The sequence below is a fragment of the Burkholderia sp. AU33423 genome, assembly GCF_002223135.1.
Lineage (GTDB): Bacteria > Pseudomonadota > Gammaproteobacteria > Burkholderiales > Burkholderiaceae > Burkholderia > Burkholderia lata_D.
In genome coordinates, this window is record NZ_NKFH01000002.1 from 41,618 (window position 1) to 54,767 (window position 13,150).

The following is a 13,150-nucleotide window of genomic DNA, read 5'->3' on the forward strand; positions in this document are numbered from 1 at the left end:
CGTAATCAGACGTGCTTGATCGGGCCGGGATAGCGAGCGACGGTATGGTCGTGCGTGAGCAACGTGATGCCTTCCGAGATCGCCTGGGCGACCAGGAGACGGTCGAACGGATCGCGGTGGATCGACGGCAATTGTTCGACCGCAAGTGCGTGTGTGCTCGTGATCGGCAATTCCACGTAGCCGACATCAAGGAGATTGCGACGGAGCACGTGCGGATCCACCTGGAAATCGTCGCGATCCAGCCCACGCTTGATGACGATCTCCCAGAGGCTCGCAACGCTGAATAGCGGTGTACTGGCTGGATCCTCGATGAGCGCGCCGGCGCGGGCGGGCAGTTCGGCCGCACCGGCTGCCGCCCAAAGAAGCAAATGTGTGTCGAGCAGCAACTTCATGCGTCACCCTCGAACAGCTTGCCGATTTCGTCACTCCCCATCGTGTCGAAATCGTCCGGAATACGGATCTGCCCCTTCATGAAGCCGATCCGGCTCGGCCTCACAGGGTCCGGCGTATCGATCGGAACCACCTTGACGAGCGGCTTGCCCGCTTTTGCGATCACGAACGGTTCGCCAGCATGAACAGCTTCGTCGATCAACCGCGACAGGTTCGTCTTCGCGTCGTGCATGTTGTAGGTATGCATTGCGTCTTCCAATTGAACTAAGTTCAAATATTGACTTAGCTTAGTTTAATTAGGAAAAACAAGCAAGGCGAGTCTCTGCGCATTCAATGCCCCATCGCCGGCCCCGCCCCCTTCCTCGGCTTCGTGACCCACACGAGCGCCGCGAGCGCGCCGAACATGAACGCCGACAGCAGGAAGAAGTCGTTGGTCGCCATCATGAAGCCCTGCTGCGTGACGAGCTGGTTGAGCTGCGCATTGGCCGTCTGGCCGACGATGCCGAGCTGCGACAGCGCGCCCTGATAGTCGGTCGTGCTCTGCGCATACACGCTCACCGATTCCGACAGCCGCGCGTGGTGGTAAATCGCGTCGTTCTCCCAGAACGTCGAACTCGCCGCGGTGCCGATCGCGCCGGACAGCGTGCGCAGGAAGTTCGACAGCCCCGACGCGCTCGCGAGCCGGTCGTCGGAAATGCTCGACAGCGTGATCGTCGTCATCGGCACGAAGAAGCACGCGACGCCGATCCCCTGCACGAGCCGCGGCAGGATCACATGGTTGAACGGCACGTCGAGCGTGAACGTCGAGTTCCAGATCGACACGCCGGCGAACACGATGAACGCGAAGCTCGCGACCATCCGCAGGTCGAGCCGGTGCATGTTGCGGCCGATCAGCGGCGACAGCACGAGCGCGAGCAGCCCGACCGGCGCGGTCGCGAGGCCGGCCTTGCCGGCCGTGTAGCCCATCACCGTCTGCAGCCACAGCGGGAAGATCACGACCGAGCCGAAGAACGCCATGAAGCCGAACGAGATGATCATCGCGCCGAGCGCGAAGTTGCGGTCCTTGAACAGCGACAGGTCGACCACCGGCTCCTTCTCGGTCGCCTCCCACACGAGCATGAACGCGAGCGAGACGACCGCGATCAGCGCGAGCGCGACGATGAACGTCGAGTTGAACCAGTCGCGGTCCTTGCCGAGGTCGAGCATCATCTGCAGGCACGACACGCCGATCACGAGCAGTGCCAGGCCGACCGCGTCGATCCGCTGCTTCGTCGTCTTCGTCTCGCGGCCGCGCAGCAGGAAATACGCGCAGGTCGCCGAGAAGATGCCGATCGGCAGGTTGATGTAGAAGATCCACGGCCATGTGTAGTTGTCGCTGATCCAGCCGCCCAGCAACGGACCGAAGATCGGGGCGACGATCACCGTCATCGCCCATAGCCCGAGCGCGAGCCCGCGCTTCGCGGGCGGGTAGCTGCGCATCAGGATCGTCTGCGACAGCGGCACCATCGGCCCCGACACGAGGCCCTGCAGCAGCCGGAACGCGATCAGCGTCTCGAAGTTGCTCGCGAGGCCGCACAGCGCCGACGCGACCGTGAACGCGAGCACCGACAGCGTGAACAGCCGCACCTCGCCGACCCGCCGCGCGAGCCAGCCGGTCAGCGGCACCGCGATCGCGGACGCCACCGAGTACGACGAGATCACCCAGGTGCCTTCGCTCGTCGCGACGCCGAGGCTGCCGGAAATGGTCGGCACCGCGACGTTCGCGATCGACGTGTCGAGCACTTCCATGAAGGTGCCGAGCGCGAGCCCGACGGTGAGCAGCGCGAGCGCACCGCCGGACAGCGGCGCGGGTTCGGCGGCGGGGGCGGCGGTGGATGCCGTGGTGGCGGACATCGGAATCTCCTAGACGCGGCGCGCGCGACGCGCCGGCACAACGCACGGGTGTGCGCCACAGCGCAACCCGGCCGGGTGGAACGAATCAACGGAAAAAGGGAGCGCGTGCCCTGTCATCTTCTGCCCAGACAGATAAATAAGCGAATGTTTAACCTAGACATGGGGCCTCCGCGCACATCAGCTGTCCGCTTCGTCGTCGGGTTTCGGGCAACCGGTCGAGCCGGGGCCGTTGGCGATGAAGCGTTGCAGCAGGCCGGTGAGCGTCGCGAGCTCGTCGGCCGAGAAGCCGTCGAGCTGCGCGTTGAGCGCGGTCGCGATCAGCGACGGCAGCGCACGCGCGGCTTCGGCGCCGCGTTCGGTCAGCGTCAGCTCGATCATCCGGCGGTCCTGCTCGCTGCGCGAGCGCGCGACCAGCCCCTTGCGTTCGAGCCGGTCGAGCATCCGCGTCATCGACCCGCTGTCGTACGACATCTTGCGGGACAGCTCGAACGGCGTGCGCGCATAGCCGCGCGACAACAGCAGGATCACGCCGATCTGCTGCGCGGTGAGGTCGAGCGGCTCGAGCGCACGGTCCATCCGCTCGACGAGCGCCTGCTTCGCCTTCGACAGGTAATAGCCGAGGCTCGTTTCCAGCGCGATGTTCTCGGGATCGTAGAGGCTGCCGGTCATGCGATTGCGCACGCAGCAATAGTGCGTTTCAGATTTAAACGCGCCCAGTATCTTGAAAAATGATTGCTTAGTCAATATTATTTGAGGCAACCAGTTACGACGTGCATGTTGCACTGCCGGAGACTATGTTCTGACCGATGCGCCCGCGCTGCGGGCACCCCGAGGATGTTCGCGATGCTGTTCCTGAAAAATGCCGCCGGCGCGCTGCGCCGCAACCTGACCGATACCGCTCATCATGCGTTTTCCGGGCCGCACCGCGGCTGGAAGATCGCGCTGTACGTGACGATGCTGGTGGTCCCGGGCGGCTCGCTCGCGGCGCTCGGGTTCGCATGGTTCGATCATCGCCGGCAGCGCAACGCGAAAGACGGCGCTCGCCGCACGGGCCAGCCGGCCGCGACGGAGCCGTCGACATGGCGGTCCGCCGCCGAGCCGCTCCCGCTGCCCGCGCGCTGCCACTGACGTCGCGCGCCTCCCGCCTTCCTGACTGCTCCGACTGAGGACCGAGCGCCGGCCGCGCCCCGCACGGCCGGCGTCGCATCCCCGGCTTCCCGTCAGCGAGCCGTAATGACCGGTAAACCGGCCGCTCGCGCCGGTAACACATTCCTGTCGCCGCGCACCGTACCCTTGGGGCTGCGCAGCTTTCCCGCCGTCAGTTACCATTTGTCCGCCAGCGGCACGACGACCGCATCGCGCGACGCCGCTCGCCGGACGTCGCGCCCAGACAGGAAAATCACCATGCCGTACGCCTCCCTCCCGCGCGCCCTTCGCCCGCTGAGCGCCGCCGTCGCCATCGCGACGGCCGTGCTGCTCGCCGGCTGCGCCGTCGGGCCCGACTATCACCGGCCCGACACGTCGATCCCCGCCGCATACAAGGAAGCGCCGGCCGGCTGGAAGGTCGCGCAGCCCGCCGACCGCACCGACCGCGGCGCGTGGTGGACGGTCTACAACGATCCGCAGCTCGATGCGCTGATCGGCAGGCTCAACGCGTCGAACCAGACCATCGCGCAATCGGCGGCCGCGTACCGGCAGGCGCGCGCGCTCGTCGCCGAGGCGCGTGCCGCGTATTTCCCGACCGTCGGGCTGACCGCATCGGGCTCGCGCGCCCGTACGCCGCGCACGTCGGTGTCGTCGGGTTCGTCGTCGAGCTTCGGCAGCGGATCGACCGGGTCGATCAACAACAGCTACAGCGTCGGCCTCGACGCGAGCTGGGAACCGGACCTGTGGGGCAAGGTGAGCCGTACCGTCAGCGCGCAGCGTGCCGGCGAAGCCGCCGCCGCGGCCGATCTCGCGAACGCGCGGCTGTCGCAGCAGGCGCTGCTCGCGCAGACCTACTTCCAGCTGCGCACGTCCGATGCGCTGCAGAAGCTGCTCGACGACACCGTGAAGTCGTACGAACAGTCGCTGAAGCTCACGCAGAACCAGTACGCGCAGGGCGTTGCCGCGCGCGCGGACGTGATCCAGGCGCAGACGCAGCTGCAGAGCGCACAGGCCGCATCGATCGACAACGGCGTGGCCCGCGCGCAGTACGAGCATGCGATCGCGACGCTGATCGGCGAACCGGCGTCGACCTTCTCGCTACCGCCGAATCCGCTCACAGCCGAGCCGCCGATCACGCCGGTCGACGTGCCGTCCGCGATCCTCGAGCGCCGCCCCGACATCGCGGCGGCGGAGCGCCGTGCGGCGGCCGCGAACGAGCAGATCGGCGTCGCGATCGCCGCGTTCTTCCCGACGCTCACGCTGTCGGCCACCGGCGGCTTCCAGAGCTCGGTGTGGTCGCAGCTGTTCACGCTGCCGGCACGCTTCTGGACGGTCGGCCCGCAGCTCGCGGCCACGCTGTTCGACGCCGGGCTGCGCGCCGCGCAGACCGACGCCGCGCGGGCGACCTACGACCAGGACGTCGCCGCGTACCGCCTCGCGGTGCTCACCGCGTTCCAGGACGTCGAGGACAACCTCGCGTCGCAGCGTATCCTCGCGCAGGAAATCGACGTGCAGCGGCAGGCCGTCGACAGCGCCGAGCATGCGCTCGCGATCGTCACGAACCAGTACAAGGCCGGCACGGTCGCCTACCTGAACGTGCTGACCGCGCAGACCACCGCGTTCACCGCGCAGCAGAAGCTCGCGACGATCGCCGGGCAGCGGATGACGTCGTCGGTCGGGCTCGTGAAGGCGCTCGGCGGCGGCTGGAACGTCGCGGAGATGGCGCGCGAGAACGGCGACATGGCGGCACCGGCGCCCGTGCCGGCGTCCGGCGCGGCCGCGCCCGCGGCCACCGCACCGGCGGTCGCCGCGCCGCTCGCGCAGAAGTAGAAAAGTAGGAAGGAAAGGGGGACGCGCGCGTCAGCGCTGCGCGTCGCCGAAGATCAGCGACACCTCATTGTTGCCGATGGGGTGGCCGAGCAGGTTCAGCAGCCCCGCGAGGTTCGCCTGCTGCTCGGGCGCCGAGTGCGCGGTGCCGCGGAACGATCCCTGGCCCGGGCCGAAGGTGCCGTGGCCGTCGAGAAACAGCGGGCCCTGCGTCGTCGACAGGTCCAGGTCGGCGCCGGCTCCCTTCGCCTGCAGCACCGCACGGTACGAACCGAGCGGCTTCACGCGCGAGACGCGCGAACTCATCGAGTCGATCGTCACCGTCAGCTGGCCGAACGCGTTGTTGCCGATCAGGCGCCAGTCGCTCCAGCCGAGCCGCACGTCGCCCTGCAGGTCGAGCGTGTTGAACGGCGTGCCGAGCCCCGCGAGCAGCGACGCGGGCACGGCCATCGTGCCCGCCGACAGCACCGCGCCGCGCCACGTCGCATCGAGCGTGACCGCCTCGGGCATCGCCTCGGTCTGCCGCATGCGCATCTGCACGCGCCCGGTCAGCAGCGGCCAGAAGCCCGTGGTCCATTCGACCCGGCCCGGCAGCAGCGTCGCCGCGCTCTGGTCGGCCCCCGGCGCGAGCATCAGCGTGCCCGAGCCGTGCCACAGCGACCCGTCGGGATCGACGAGATTCACGTGCCCGCCGGTCGCGCGCGCGAACTGCGGCGCGATCCATGCGGCCGGCGCGAGCGCGACGAGCGTCACCGCCGTCGCCAGGCCACCCGCCAGTACCCACGGCAATGCGGTGGCGAGCCGCTTCAATCCCGGCCTCATCGGCCGACCGCCACTTGCGTCATCCACTGCGTCATTTCTGCGTAGACGGTTGCATCACGGCCGTCAGGTCGACCTGGCCGTCGTCCTTCAGCGCGGTGGCATGCGCCTCGCCGACCTGCACCTTGAACTGCCGGCGCGCATCGTCGAGCCACTGCGTCCACGCCGGGAACGACACGTTCTTCATCTGGATCTGTACGCCGTTGCCGACGATCTGCACCTGCGCGCCCTGCAGCCCGTGATCGGACAGCGATGCGGTCAGCGCGTCCTTCAGCGCGAGGCCGGTCGGCGCGACGCCCTGCGCGGCGGCCGTCAACGACTTCGCCTCGTTCGCCTGCGCGGTCATCTGCGCCAGCTCGCGGCGCATCGTCGGCAGCTCGCGCTGGATCCGCGCGCGGCCTTCCTGCGCGGGCGACCACAGCACCGAATACGCGATCGCGACCGCCAGCACGGCGCCGCCCCAGCCGAGCAGCATCTTTTCGCGCTGCGAGCGCTCGCCCCAGAACTGGGCCAGCGTCTGGTTCAGTTGTTCCGTCTTCATGAGCGGCTCCGGATCGTCCATTTGCCCGTATTGCTGTCGACTTCGCCGGACAGTCCGTTACGCGCGAGGCGCTGCGTGAAATCGGGATCGACCTTGACCTCCGGCTTGAAGCCGACGTCGAGCCGCCGGTCGTGATAGTCGAGCGACGCGATGCCGTTCAGCGGCAGCGCGCCCATCGAACGCGACAGCCCGCTCGACAGCGCAAGGAAATCGTTCGGCGACAGCTCGCCGGCAGCCAGGCGCAACTGGTCGAGCTGGCGCTGCATCTGCGCGGGCGGATCGAGCACCGTCGTCGTTTTCGGGAACGCGGACAGCAGCGTCTCGGTGATCTGCGCGGACAGCGCATCGCGCTCGCGCGACAGCTTCCACCAGTGCAGGTTCATCCCGATCACCGCCACGCCGAGCGTCGCCGCGACGAGGGCGAGCGGCACGCGCAGGCGCTTCACCGTCGCGCGGTCGAAGCGCCACGGCTGCGACTCGAATTCGAACTGGCACAGGTCGAACTTCTCGGTCAGCGCGCGCCGCGCGAACGCGTCGAACGACAGCGGCGCTGCGCCCGGCAGCAGCGGGCCGCCGTCGGTGCGGCCGACCGATGCGAGGCGAGGCTCCGCGCCCGGTTCGCCGAGTTCGTACAGTTCGACATCGCCGCCACCTGCCAGCGCGGCCAGCGTGCCGGCCGCGCGCGACGCGGGCGCCGCGAAGCCTTCGCCGAGCGCACCGCGTGCGACCGCGAGTTCGAGGCGCGGCGCACCGGCTGCAGCCGGCAGTGCGCCGGCCTCGACGAGCACCGGTTCGACCGACGTCGCAAGCCCGAGCACCGCGGCCACCGTCGCCGGACGGGCGGGCGGTACCTCGACGGCGTCGGCGGCAACCGCGGCGGCATCGACTTCGCTGTCGGCCGGCGCGGCGGGCACGTGCGGCGCCGGCAGGCAGCGGGTCGCGGGCACCGCGCTCAGGTGCCGGTGGCCGGCCGCCGTGAACGCTTCGCAGATCGTGCGGAACCACGCGCGATCGACGACGGCCAGCACGCGGCGCCCGTCGGGCAGCGCGTCCGGATCGAGCGCGATATGGCAGCCGAGCGGATCCTGGATCAGCTGATCCTCGACGATGTTGGGCAGCGCCTGGCGCAGCTTCGGTCCCTTCAGCGGCGGCACGGTCGCGGCCAGCAGCAGCACGTCGCGCGCGGCGACGATCAGCACCGTCGCATTCGCGCGCGGCAGCAACGCAAGCGCGGCGCGGCCGGCGCGCTGCACGTGGCCGGCCTTGTCGACGAGCGTGAACGGCAGCTCGGGCCACTGCCATTCCTGCAACGGCACGGCAGGCTCGCGCGGCGGCAAAGAAACAATCAACGTGCTCACAAGAGCTCCTCTCCCGATTGGCGTCGTTATAGCTGGTCGCGGATGCGCACGACCCGTGTCGAGTGCGTGGTCGGATCACGATACACGAGCGAGGTGCGATCAACCTCCGCCCGGTCATGCTGGATCCGGCCATGCACGATGAAATAGCTCGAATTGACGTCGACGAGGCTCGAGTCGGGCGTCACGTTCGGCGGCGCACCGGCGCCGCGCAGCGCGAGCTGCACGTCGGCGACGTTGCGGAAAAACACGGTCTCGCGGCGCGACACGAGCGCCTGCGCGGACGACACGCTCATCCCCGGCATCAGCGCCGCAATGACCTCGGCCGGCGCGGTGTTCATGTTCACGGGCGTCGTGGTCGGCAGCACGGTGACGAACGGGCGCAACCGCGCGACCATCTCGGGCGTCACGCCGTCGACGTCGAGCAGGCTGTCGACGCCCGTCATCATCAGCGGCGCGGGCCCGCGATCGCCGCCCGTCATGCCGGGATCGTCGGTGAAGCCGCCGCCGCCTTGCTGATCGGTCGTCACCGGCGCGGTGACCGGCGGCGCCGTGCCGCCACCCGGCAGCGTCGGCATCTGGAAGCGCGTCGCGGAATTCAGCAGGCTCGCGCGCACCTGCAGCGCGATGCGCTTCGCGAACGCGCCGTCGTAGCCGAGCGTCGTCAGCAGGCGCTGGAACGCCTGGACCTGCGTGACGTTCAACTGCAGCACGCCGGGCGCCGGCGACGCCACGAGGTTGCGCAGGTTGAACTTCGCCTGCGCATCCTCGATCGAGCCGGAGATATAGGTGTCTTCGCCGCCGGTGTCGTTGGGCGCACCGATCCGGCCGAGGAAGTCCGACAGTTTCGTCTTCGCGATCGGCACGCCCCAGATGCCGCCGAGATACGTGATGCCGGGCGCCGTGTCGCCTTCGGAGCGCAGGATCATCCGCGTCCAGTCGAGCGCGCCGCGCGCGACCCACTGCGCCTGCGCGATCACGCGCTGGTTCTCGATCCGGCGGATCTGCACCTGCTGGCGCCACAGCATCCCCGAGACGAGGATCGCCGACAGCGCGACGACCAGCAACGCGGTGATGATCGCCGCGCCGCGCTCGCGGCCGCGTGCCCGTGCGCGACCGCCGGCGCGGGCGCGGGCGCAAAGCAATGAGCGGGGAGGGCGCGCGCGCATCGTCATTCCCCGACGAGGAAGATGCGCGTGACCGGCACGCGCAGCGACGTCGCGCCGATGCTGACCTGCAGTCCCGTCACCGCGCGAGCAGGCGGCGCGTTGCCGATCTGCGGCACCTTGAGCGCATCGTTGTTCTGCGCGAGCGCTTCGTCGGCCGTCTGCAGGTTGGTGGTCCAGCCCACGCGCGACACGTACAGCTTCGCGTCGATCGCGCCGACGCCGCCCATCAGGGCGACCCAGCTCCAGCCTTCGACACTGCTGTCCTTCAGCATGCCGCGCAGCCGGTTCGCGTCGTCGATCGGCGGCGACGCATAGCGCACGACGCGCCCGCCGGCGATCCGGTAGCGGACCACCTGCAGCCGCGGCGCCACGCCCGGCACCTCGAGTTCGCGGACGATCTGCAGCGTATTGCCGGCCACGCCGATCGCCGGCTGGCCGGCTTCGTCGTCGGTCGCGGCGAGCCGCGCGTCGATGCGCATCTGGTCGAACATCTGCGCGAACACGCGCTCGTCTTCCATCGCGGCCGCGACCTTGTCGCGACCGCGCATGATCTGGTCGAGCCCGCGCCACGCGAGGATCGCGACCACCGCGAGGATCGCGATCGCGATCATCAGCTCGATCAGCGTGAAGCCGCGGGCGGGGCGGGCGAGCGGGCGTCGCATCGGCGCGTCAGAGCGGACGGCTGGTTTCATTCGCGACCACCGTCACCATCTGCGCGAGCACGCCGGTGTGCCCGGGCATGCTCACCGAAATCCGCACGCGCCGGAACACCGGGTTGGGCGTGGTGCTCACGCGCTGCGTGCAGACGAGCTGCACGTTGCCTTGCGAGCAGTCGAAACTCTGTTCGCCGATCTCCGGCCACGCGTGCGTGAGCCGCATCTGCGCGAGCGCGTTGTCGGCGCTCCAGCCGGCGAGCAGGCGGCGATGAAGATCGGACGCGTTGGTCGCCATCGTGCCGACCGCGCGGATCGACGCGGCGAGCGCGACCGCGATGATCGCGAGCGCGACCAGCACCTCGATCATCGTGAAACCGCGGCGCGAAGAAAGTCCCGTCGGGGAAGGGCGGCGCGATGAAGCAACGGGGAAGGGCAGGCGACGACGCATCGTCATTGCACCTCGTAGCGGCCATTGCCGGTGCTGACGATCGTCGCGCTGCCGACCGCCGAATGCAGCGTCACGCGCACCGGCGTGTCGATGCTCTCGGTACCGAACACGACGCGATTCGCATGCGTGTCGGCCCCCGGATAGTCGATGTCGGCGCCGGTGACGCCACCGTCCCAGTCGCGCGGGCGCAGCAGGTCGTCGCGCAGCGTGCGCCAGCCGTCGGGCGAGCTCACGTCGAAACGGAAGCCGTGCGCGGTCGGCTGCCACGCGATCGGCCGGGCACGCACCTGCGCTTCGTCGCCGGCCGTCTCGAACAGCAGCGCGATGCGCTGCGCTTCCTCGCGCAGGTCGGTGCGCGGATTGCGCGTGAGCGACAGCGACGCGAGCGACACGAGCAGCCCCGCGATCACGAGCACGACCAGCATTTCGAGCAGCGTGAAGCCGCGCGCGCGATGACGCCGCGCACCACGCAACGCCTGCCCGCCGTCGGCACGCACCGGCACGGACGAAGCCGCGCCGCGACGCACACGGCAATCGCGGCCGCAGCGGAAGGTCGTGCGAGTGGCGAGCATGAAGAAGGGAACGAAGCGTCGGGCCGGTCAGTGAGCGCTTATTGCCACGAACCGATGTCGGTGTCGTTGCCTTCGCCGCCTTCCTTGCCGTCGGCGCCGTAGCTGAACACGTCGATCTCGCCGTGCACGCCCGGGTTCAGGTACTTGTAGCCGTTACCCCACGGATCGTTCGGCAGGCGCTCGAGATAGCCGCCGTCCTTCCAGTTGTTCGGAATCGGATCGGTGGACGGCTTCTGGATCAGCGCGTTCAGGCCCTGATCCTGGGTCGGATAGCGCCCGTTGTCGAGACGGTACAGCTTGAGCGCCTGCATGATCGTGCCGATGTCCTGCTTCGCGGCGATGCGGCGTGCCTCGTCCGGGCGGCTCATGATCTTCGGCACGATCAGCGCCGCCAGGATCCCGAGGATCGCGACCACCACCATGATCTCGATCAGCGTGAAACCGCGCTGACGACGCACGGCCGCGTTGCGGCGAGTGATCCACGTTTGCATGACTGACTACCTCTTTCCAAAAAAATGTCGTGGTTTGAGTGACGCACCCGGCGCACCGGACGATGGCCTGACGGCAACCTTCCGAACCCGCGGGCGCGGAGCACGCATTGTAAGGCGCGCATTGCCGAGGGCTTTCACCCAACGCAAATTTCATATACATCCGTACAATAGCGCGCATGAACGCGCTCTCGATCCGGATCCTCTCCCTAGCCCTCTTCGCGGGTTTGTGCGCGACGGCCACCTACTGGGTCGTCACGCTGTCCGCCCGCGAAGCGCCGCTGCCCGCCGCCGCCGCGCGGATGCCGATCCGCACCGAGGACGCCGCGGCGCTCTTCGGCGGTCAGCTCGACAAGAATCCCGTGCAGGACATCCACCTGTTCGGCATCCTCGCGCTCGACCACGGCGGTGCCGCGATCATCGGTGTCGGTGGCGAACCGCCGCGTGCCGTGTCGCTCGGCGCGGACGTCACGTCCGGCGCGAAGCTCGCCGAAGTCCGCCCCCGCTCGATCATCGTCGAGCGCAACGGCGCCCGCACCGAAGTCCAGCTGCCCGCCAACACGCCGTCCCCGGCGATCTACGTGCGCTGAAGCCGAAGGCGACGGCCCGACCCGCGGTCAGGCCGTCACTGCACCATGTTGTTCAGCTCGATGATCGGCAGCATCACGGCCAGCACGATCACGAGCACGATGCCCCCCATCGCCAGGATCAGCAGCGGCTCGAGCAGGCTCGTCAGGAACATCGTGCGACGCTCGAGCTCGCGCGCTTCGCCTTCGGCCGCGCGATCCAGCATCGTCGTCACGTCGCCCGTCGCTTCACCGGAACGGATCAGGTGCACGAGCACCGGCGGAAACGTCTTCACGTTGTTCAGCGCGCGCGACAGCGCGGAGCCTTCGCGCACGCGCACGATCGCGTCGTCGATGTTCGCGCGCATCGCGCGGTTCGACAGCGTCTCGCCGGCCGCCTGCAACGCGCGCAGGATCGGCACGCCCGCCGCGGTGAGGATGCCGAGCGTGCTCGCGAAACGCACCGTGTTGTAGCCGCGCACGAGCTTGCCCGCGAGCGGTGCGGTGAGCACCCAGCGGTCAAATGCGAGGCGCGGCCCGTCGCGCGACAGCGTCGCCTTCACGAACCACACGACGAGCACCACCGCGATCAGGATCGCCCACCACCAGTGCCGCACGAAATCCGACAGCGCCATCATCACGATCGTCAGCACGGGAAGCTGCTGCTTCGTGCTCGCGAACACGTTGACGACCTGCGGCACCACGTAGCTCAGCAGGAACGTGACGATGCCGAACGCGATCAGCGTGACGATCCCCGGATACGTGAACGCCAGCAGGATCTTCTGCTTCAGCGCGTTGCTCTGCTCGATGTAGTCGGCCAGGCGCGACAGCACGATGCCGAGCTTGCCGGTGTGCTCGCCGGCCGCGACGAGCGCGCGGTAGATTTCCGGGAAATCGCGCGGATGCTGGCCCAGCGCATTCGCGAGCGAATGGCCGCCGAGCACTTCGGCGCGGATCGCGGCCATCAGTTCGCGGATGTAGTCGCGCTCGGCCTGCTCGGTCAGCACGCCGAGCGCCTCGTCGAGCGGCAGCCCGGCGATCAGGAGGCTCGCGAGCTGGCGCGTGAGGATCGCCTGTTCGCGCTGCGACAGCTTGCGGCCGAACGCGAGCCGCTGCGACCGCGCCCCGCGCGTCGCGCTGGCGGCCGGCTCGACGACGAGCGGCGTGAGCCCCTGCGTACGCAGCTGGCCGCGCGCGGCACGTGCGCTGTCGGCATCGATGACGCCTTTCTGCGCGCGTCCCGCCGAATCGATTGCTTCGAAACGGAATGCCGGCATCGC

The 13,150-nt window shown here is 69.0% G+C and carries 16 protein-coding genes; 3 read left to right on the plus strand and 13 right to left on the minus strand.

Annotated features, from left to right (window positions below):
* Positions 1–5: 5 nt before the first annotated feature.
* The 4 genes from CFB50_RS00240 to CFB50_RS00255 all read right to left on the minus strand — a co-directional run bounded on the left by CFB50_RS00240 (position 6) and on the right by CFB50_RS00255 (position 2,952).
* Positions 6–392, minus strand: a complete 387-nt coding sequence (locus tag CFB50_RS00240) for a type II toxin-antitoxin system VapC family toxin (RefSeq protein WP_089444720.1) — start codon at positions 390–392, stop codon at positions 6–8.
* A complete protein-coding gene (locus tag CFB50_RS00245; protein ID WP_089444721.1) occupies positions 389–637 on the minus strand; it encodes a type II toxin-antitoxin system Phd/YefM family antitoxin in 249 nt (82 codons plus the stop codon). Before CFB50_RS00245 ends, CFB50_RS00240 begins: the two co-directional genes overlap by 4 nt.
* Before the next feature lie 83 nt (positions 638–720).
* A complete protein-coding gene (locus CFB50_RS00250; RefSeq protein WP_089444722.1) occupies positions 721–2,283 on the minus strand; it encodes a DHA2 family efflux MFS transporter permease subunit in 1,563 nt (520 codons plus the stop codon).
* A gap of 177 nt (positions 2,284–2,460) precedes the next feature.
* Positions 2,461–2,952, minus strand: coding sequence for a MarR family winged helix-turn-helix transcriptional regulator (locus CFB50_RS00255; RefSeq protein WP_089444723.1), 492 nt, complete (start codon positions 2,950–2,952; stop codon positions 2,461–2,463).
* Positions 2,953–3,126: 174 nt separating this feature from the next.
* Between CFB50_RS00255 and CFB50_RS00260 the strand changes: the two genes are divergently transcribed.
* Entirely contained in the window at positions 3,127–3,411 is a 285-nt protein-coding gene (locus CFB50_RS00260) for a multidrug ABC transporter ATPase (RefSeq protein WP_011350474.1), read from the plus strand.
* 276 nt (positions 3,412–3,687) lie between these two features.
* A complete protein-coding gene (locus CFB50_RS00265) occupies positions 3,688–5,259 on the plus strand; it encodes an efflux transporter outer membrane subunit (RefSeq protein WP_089444724.1) in 1,572 nt (523 codons plus the stop codon).
* A gap of 30 nt (positions 5,260–5,289) precedes the next feature.
* Here the strand turns inward: CFB50_RS00265 and CFB50_RS00270 are convergent, their stop codons facing one another.
* From CFB50_RS00270 to gspG, 8 genes are read right to left on the minus strand one after another with little or no spacing between them, the layout of a single operon-like run.
* Complete coding sequence (locus CFB50_RS00270) at positions 5,290–6,078, minus strand: type II secretion system protein N (RefSeq protein WP_069246742.1); 789 nt, start codon at positions 6,076–6,078, stop codon at positions 5,290–5,292.
* 31 nt (positions 6,079–6,109) lie between these two features.
* Positions 6,110–6,616 (minus strand): type II secretion system protein GspM, encoded by a 507-nt coding sequence (gene gspM / locus CFB50_RS00275; protein WP_069249188.1) that lies wholly within the window; start codon positions 6,614–6,616, stop codon positions 6,110–6,112.
* A complete protein-coding gene (gene gspL, locus CFB50_RS00280) occupies positions 6,613–7,974 on the minus strand; it encodes a type II secretion system protein GspL (protein WP_089444725.1) in 1,362 nt (453 codons plus the stop codon). Before gspL ends, gspM begins: the two co-directional genes overlap by 4 nt.
* A gap of 26 nt (positions 7,975–8,000) precedes the next feature.
* Positions 8,001–9,140, minus strand: a complete 1,140-nt coding sequence (gene gspK, locus CFB50_RS00285; RefSeq protein WP_089444726.1) for a type II secretion system minor pseudopilin GspK — start codon at positions 9,138–9,140, stop codon at positions 8,001–8,003.
* Between the two features lie 2 nt (positions 9,141–9,142).
* The gene (locus CFB50_RS00290) at positions 9,143–9,802 is read right to left on the minus strand and encodes a PulJ/GspJ family protein (protein WP_373452939.1); all 660 of its coding nucleotides are present in this window, start codon (positions 9,800–9,802) and stop codon (positions 9,143–9,145) included.
* Between the two features lie 7 nt (positions 9,803–9,809).
* Complete coding sequence (gspI, locus tag CFB50_RS00295) at positions 9,810–10,250, minus strand: type II secretion system minor pseudopilin GspI (protein ID WP_069246745.1); 441 nt, start codon at positions 10,248–10,250, stop codon at positions 9,810–9,812.
* Positions 10,247–10,816, minus strand: coding sequence for a GspH/FimT family pseudopilin (locus tag CFB50_RS00300; protein WP_089444728.1), 570 nt, complete (start codon positions 10,814–10,816; stop codon positions 10,247–10,249). Before CFB50_RS00300 ends, gspI begins: the two co-directional genes overlap by 4 nt.
* Positions 10,817–10,854: 38 nt before the next feature.
* Positions 10,855–11,307: a type II secretion system major pseudopilin GspG gene (gspG, locus tag CFB50_RS00305; protein ID WP_011350483.1), complete on the minus strand. Its 453-nt coding sequence runs from the start codon at positions 11,305–11,307 to the stop codon at positions 10,855–10,857.
* A 176-nt stretch (positions 11,308–11,483) separates the two neighbouring features.
* Between gspG and CFB50_RS00310 the strand changes: the two genes are divergently transcribed.
* Complete coding sequence (locus tag CFB50_RS00310) at positions 11,484–11,894, plus strand: type II secretion system protein N (RefSeq protein WP_089444729.1); 411 nt, start codon at positions 11,484–11,486, stop codon at positions 11,892–11,894.
* A gap of 35 nt (positions 11,895–11,929) precedes the next feature.
* On the opposite strand, the gene gspF is transcribed toward CFB50_RS00310, so the two are convergent.
* Entirely contained in the window at positions 11,930–13,147 is a 1,218-nt protein-coding gene (gspF, locus tag CFB50_RS00315) for a type II secretion system inner membrane protein GspF (protein WP_069246748.1), read from the minus strand.
* Positions 13,148–13,150 lie beyond the last annotated feature (3 nt).

Coding starts and splice junctions, on each gene's coding strand:
- CFB50_RS00240 (WP_089444720.1), bottom strand. CDS start 392: ATGAAGTTGCTGCTCGACACACATTTGCTTCTTTGGGCGGCAGCCGGT.
- CFB50_RS00245 (WP_089444721.1), bottom strand. CDS start 637: ATGCATACCTACAACATGCACGACGCGAAGACGAACCTGTCGCGGTTG.
- CFB50_RS00250 (WP_089444722.1), bottom strand. CDS start 2,283: ATGTCCGCCACCACGGCATCCACCGCCGCCCCCGCCGCCGAACCCGCG.
- CFB50_RS00255 (WP_089444723.1), bottom strand. CDS start 2,952: ATGACCGGCAGCCTCTACGATCCCGAGAACATCGCGCTGGAAACGAGC.
- CFB50_RS00260 (WP_011350474.1), top strand. CDS start 3,127: ATGCTGTTCCTGAAAAATGCCGCCGGCGCGCTGCGCCGCAACCTGACC.
- CFB50_RS00265 (WP_089444724.1), top strand. CDS start 3,688: ATGCCGTACGCCTCCCTCCCGCGCGCCCTTCGCCCGCTGAGCGCCGCC.
- CFB50_RS00270 (WP_069246742.1), bottom strand. CDS start 6,078: ATGAGGCCGGGATTGAAGCGGCTCGCCACCGCATTGCCGTGGGTACTG.
- gspM (WP_069249188.1), bottom strand. CDS start 6,616: ATGAAGACGGAACAACTGAACCAGACGCTGGCCCAGTTCTGGGGCGAG.
- gspK (WP_089444726.1), bottom strand. CDS start 9,140: ATGCGCGCGCGCCCTCCCCGCTCATTGCTTTGCGCCCGCGCCCGCGCC.
- CFB50_RS00290 (WP_373452939.1), bottom strand. CDS start 9,802: ATGCGACGCCCGCTCGCCCGCCCCGCCCGCGGCTTCACGCTGATCGAG.
- gspI (WP_069246745.1), bottom strand. CDS start 10,250: ATGACGATGCGTCGTCGCCTGCCCTTCCCCGTTGCTTCATCGCGCCGC.
- CFB50_RS00300 (WP_089444728.1), bottom strand. CDS start 10,816: ATGCTCGCCACTCGCACGACCTTCCGCTGCGGCCGCGATTGCCGTGTG.
- gspG (WP_011350483.1), bottom strand. CDS start 11,307: ATGCAAACGTGGATCACTCGCCGCAACGCGGCCGTGCGTCGTCAGCGC.
- CFB50_RS00310 (WP_089444729.1), top strand. CDS start 11,484: ATGAACGCGCTCTCGATCCGGATCCTCTCCCTAGCCCTCTTCGCGGGT.
- gspF (WP_069246748.1), bottom strand. CDS start 13,147: ATGCCGGCATTCCGTTTCGAAGCAATCGATTCGGCGGGACGCGCGCAG.